The 1,127-nt window shown below is 37.7% G+C and carries 1 protein-coding gene; it reads right to left on the bottom strand.

Annotation, left to right across the window (positions count from 1 at the left end; translation table 11 throughout):
- Positions 1-391: 391 nt before the first annotated feature.
- On the bottom strand, positions 392-961 hold the full coding sequence (locus FTV41_RS14940; RefSeq protein ID WP_004969822.1) for a peptidylprolyl isomerase A: 570 nt from the start codon (positions 959-961) through the stop codon (positions 392-394).
- Positions 962-1,127 lie beyond the last annotated feature (166 nt).

Genomic DNA, 1,127 nt, shown 5'->3' with positions numbered 1-1,127 from the left:
CAATTTTCTGACTTAAATTTCGCTCAAATAAACTTCGAGTAATTTAAACCAATCAATCAATGAAATATGTTCGATCGATCAATCAGTAAAAATCCACACAAGTTGTTCTTCATAATCTCTTAATGATCTCAACTTCTACCTCGTCAGTAGAAATTTTAACGCAAAAAATTCTCTACAACTTAACCCTGTGAGCTAAGTTTGTAGGCTGTTTCGCGTCGGGATGTGTGCATTATAGGGCAATTTCCTACACGTGCAAGTGCTTTTAACTGCTTGTTTTCACGAGTGTTGGATTTTTACGCACTATTTTGGTTCAAAAACACACAAAACTCGCACTAACCCTATAATTTTAAATTAAAAATATGTTTTTCATATTTTTGCAATCTAAATCCGCTTATTTTGTTGGGGCAGCCTCTTTCACTTTCACACTGAGTATTTTTACCGCTTGTTTCGGTACATTTTGATGCATGCCATAGTTGCCTGTTGGTACTTTTACAATTTTATCGACAACATCCATACCTTTAGTGACTTGACCAAATACCGCATAGCCTGCGTTACGTGGACTTCGATTTAAGAAATCGTTATCTACCACATTAATAAAGAATTGGCTGCTGGCAGAATCAGGATGATTCATACGTGCCATCGCCAAGGTACCACGGGTATTTTTCAATCCATTACTTGATTCATTACGAATGGTCGCTTTGGTTGGCTTTTCTTGCATATTGGCATCCATACCACCGCCTTGCACCATAAAGCCTGGGATAACACGATGGAAGATCGTACCGTTATAGAAGTTTGACTTGGCATAGTTTTCAAAGTTCTTTGCAGAAACTGGGGCTTTGTCATTAAACAGTTCGATTTCAATATTGCCCATGCTGGTTGTCATTTCTACCACGGTGTTGGCTGCCATCGTATTGAAGCTGATAAGCATTGCTGCCATGGTAAACACACTTTGTTTTAACATTTGCTGACCAATCCATCTGTGTTGTATTTGCATTGCATCTATATTAACCCGAATTACGGATAAGAAAAGCCCTTGAAAAAAAGGTAGTTAGAGCCATTTAGAAAGTTACGACACAACCCAAAGGCTCTAACTACCATGTACGATTTTACAGAAATTTTTTGTATTG

The sequence above is a fragment of the Acinetobacter sp. YH16051 genome, from assembly GCF_013417135.1.
Classification (GTDB): Bacteria; Pseudomonadota; Gammaproteobacteria; order Pseudomonadales; family Moraxellaceae; genus Acinetobacter; species Acinetobacter towneri.
The sequence above is the reverse complement of the archived record's forward strand: the minus strand, read 5'-3'. Positions and strand labels throughout refer to the sequence as shown.